At 33.5% G+C, this 3,441-nt stretch carries 4 protein-coding genes and 1 pseudogene; all 5 read right to left on the bottom strand.

Going from position 1 to position 3,441, the window contains the following annotated elements:
- A pseudogene (locus BQ5809_RS11300) lies at positions 1-1,097 on the bottom strand (calcium-binding protein); the annotation flags it as partial.
- 28 nt (positions 1,098-1,125) lie between these two features.
- Positions 1,126-1,605, bottom strand: coding sequence for a hypothetical protein (locus tag BQ5809_RS07905; protein WP_003785681.1), 480 nt, complete (start codon positions 1,603-1,605; stop codon positions 1,126-1,128).
- Positions 1,606-1,873: 268 nt separating this feature from the next.
- On the bottom strand, positions 1,874-2,224 hold the full coding sequence (locus BQ5809_RS07900) for a hypothetical protein (protein WP_003785684.1): 351 nt from the start codon (positions 2,222-2,224) through the stop codon (positions 1,874-1,876).
- Between the two features lie 86 nt (positions 2,225-2,310).
- Positions 2,311-2,766 carry a hypothetical protein gene (locus tag BQ5809_RS07895; protein ID WP_003785686.1) on the bottom strand — a complete coding sequence of 152 codons (456 nt, stop codon included), beginning with the start codon at positions 2,764-2,766 and terminating at the stop codon, positions 2,311-2,313.
- 524 nt (positions 2,767-3,290) lie between these two features.
- On the bottom strand, positions 3,291-3,441 hold a 151-nt coding region (locus tag BQ5809_RS07890), incomplete at its 5' end, for a transposase (RefSeq protein ID WP_143452389.1).

Raw genomic sequence — 3,441 nt, 5'->3', positions numbered from 1 at the left:
TACAAACTGTTGCTAGCAAATTCTACATCGCCCATTTCACTAGTTGTACCATCTATTTTAGTGTAGCTACCAATATGGGTTAAACGGTTGCCATTGCCTAAATCTTTGCTATTTTCTTGATGTTCTAGATTAAGAGATTGAATATCTAAACTCATTAGAGTATGCAATTCGCTTACTTGACTAATACCATCGCTATTAGCATCTATCCATACTCTTAATTCATTGAATGCCTTATCCAAAGCATTTACTTTACCATCATTGTTGCTGTCTAATTCGGCTAATGCAGCATAACCATGAGCCGCATTTTGTCCATTAGCTAAACGTGTATTGTTACCAAATAATTCATTACCATTATCAATCAAACCATTTCCGTTTAAATCGCGCACAAGCAAACCATCATCAGCCGATACCCAACCTGTAGCAGTGCGAATACCGTCATTGTTATGGTCAAATAAGCTGCCTGAAAAACCTGCAACAGAGATGGTTTCGATGCCGTTACTGCCTAGGTCTAGGATTAAGGGGTCGTAGCCGTGGGCTTTGTTAGAGCGACTAGTTGGAATAATCCATGGAGCTAAACATTGATACCCATTATCAGGATACCAAGGCAATTGCCATTTGGGGTCTTGATTTGGAATTTTGGGATTTATAAGGTGTTTTAATGGGTCTATATTATTATGTGGATATAATTTACCTTCAAATCCAGTAGTTGGATAATCTGCTGTCTTTTTTAGCTTAAATCCTGCAGCATATAATGCCTTCCATGTATAATCTACACAGCTATTTGTAGCTGCATTATAGTGCATATTAAAGCCATACTTTTCAGGGTAACGCCCAAAATCATTTAGTATTTTATATTGGTCTTCCGTTATTTCAATAGTTTTTGTAAAATATCTACCCTGATATTTACTGGAATCATCATATTTGGGTTCACCTGGACCATCTGCTTCCCCATGTTTAATAGGCGCAAACCCATAGCTATTTGATTTATTATTACTTCTATCATGAACTTCATACCACATATGACCTGCAAAAGATGGTTCTCCGTCCTCGTACTTTGTTTTTGGCGCAGCAATATTTATGGTTACTGTATATGCCATTTTAAAACTCCTTCTGTTAACTAAAATATTATTTACCAGAGTGTAAATCTGTAAATTCAATACTATTATTTTTATTTCCCAATAAAAAGTCATGTGCCTCACTATTTATGTTTATAAATACAACATATTTATTTTTTGTTAATTTTATACACTTTGGCATAAGGTGAAGAGATAATCCATTACCACCATGTGCAACCACGAGATGAAAATTATGATTTTTATATATAATATTTCTTTTTTCATCAAAAATTGATATACTAGAAACTGTTTTATTATTTAAATCCCCATACATACTATAAGAATCAAATGCTTCATCCTTAATTTTTTCAGGTAAATTATGCATATTTAAGAAGGCACAAAAATAACCATTTTTCTTAACTTGAATAGGGAATGAGATTGTATAATTTTTCTTTCCATTTTCATATTGTATTTTATATAGATATATCTGGTTTTCAGAACATGAATTTAATGCCATAATTGATATTATCAGCAATATAATTTTTGACATATCAAATCCAATTATAAAAATTGTTGTATAAAATTAAATTGCAAATTTAACAATTCATATAAATAGCAAGCATAGTATGGTGGCTTGCACCAACACATTTCAAGTTTCATCATCATTTTAACCTCTCCCAGTAACAGAAATTTTACAAAATTTATCATAATTTAAAATTGCGATCAACAACTTTGAGGCTTATTCTTATTTTCGTAATTATGATACTTCAATCAACTTTCAGGCTGCCTGAAATATCAAAACTATTTAACATTACTTGTTAATTCAGCGTAATCGGGCGCAAATCACGTAAGCGACCTAAACCCTGTAAATTAGGGGCTTTTAGATTGATGTCTTGCCATACTTTCAGGCTGCTAAAAGCATCATCCAATGCGCTAATGATGCCATCGGCATTGCTGTCTAATTCTGCCAATGCGGCATAACCGTGTGCTGCTGCCGTACCATTAGACAAAACCGAATGATTACCAAAAATTTCTTTACCGCTATCAATTTTGCCGTTTTTATCCAAATCCAATGCCAAAATACCATTACCTGCTGCTGTCCAACCCGTAGCAGTTGCAATACCGTCTGCGTTGTGGTCGAAGCGTGCGCTGACAGAAGAGGGGGGCAAGAGTTTGAATGCCTTTGCCGTCTAGGTTTAGGATTAAGGGGTCGTAGCCGTGGGCTTTTCCGTCTTTATTTAACCTTTTGTAATCTTTAGACATCATGTCCACAGATTGGTTTTTGTATCTCTTTAACAAAAGTATACACTCCGATTGCGATACTTCCTACAAAAGCTGCTGTCATCAATGGTCCAGCTACAGCAGGAGCAGCTAAGCCCATCAACAGACCAGCTCCAGATAAAGTAGAAATACTTGTATTTGCTAATTGCAAGTAATCTTCTTCCTGTGTCGTACCATTATGAATTTTATTCAATAAATCAGAAGCATTAGCAACCCATCCTGCTTGTTCAATTAATGCATTTCTATATGCTTTTCCAGCATTTGTAACATTACCAAATTGATTCCTGATGGCATTATGACCCATTTTTGATACTACTGAACCAGCAATACTTCTACCATATGCGCCAGCAACTAATGATGCCCCTAAAACAGCATATTCTAAATACTCTGCCCCTGATTTATCTTTTAATGATGTTCTGCACTCACTCATTATAGATGCTCCTAACTTACTAAAAAGTCAAATAACAACAAACATAACCCAATAAAAAAACAGAATATAATTATTTTTTTACAAATATCTTCATGTTTATTTAATTTCTTTTTTTTTAATATTTATAAAAATATTTATATTGATTCTCCCCTTGATCCAAAGGAGCTAAGCAAGAAGCTATAATTAAAGAGATGCCAATGTAACCTAAACTAGATAATTTTCCCCAAAAAAACATAATAGCAATCCCACGATGGCAGGTTATTGCATTTTAACCTATATTCATAATAAAGCTTTATAAATAGCAAATATTTACAAAAACATTGCTTAAATTTACAGCAAAATAAGTTCTCAATTCAAATACTTAATTTTTTCTAAATTATCAGGTGCTAAATTAAATATTCGCATGATGATTTCAACTTCTCTAATGGCATCTTCATTCATCATATTTTTGAAATCTCTATACATAATTAGTTGTTTCTCAACCTGTTTTTTTCAGTCATCGCTAGGGGCTAATGACATTTTAGCTATAATTTCAACCAAATCAAAGTACAAGCTAATGACACGGTACTTTCATAATTACGTTTTAATTTATCGTACCGTGTTGCCAGCGCACGAAAATGCTTTAATCGTGCAAAAGCATTTTCTACCAAGTGCCTGATTTTATATAAATACCAA

The organism is Kingella kingae ATCC 23330, from assembly GCF_900111845.1.
Classification (GTDB): domain Bacteria; phylum Pseudomonadota; class Gammaproteobacteria; order Burkholderiales; family Neisseriaceae; genus Kingella; species Kingella kingae.
This window is presented reverse-complemented; position numbering and strand designations above follow the sequence as displayed.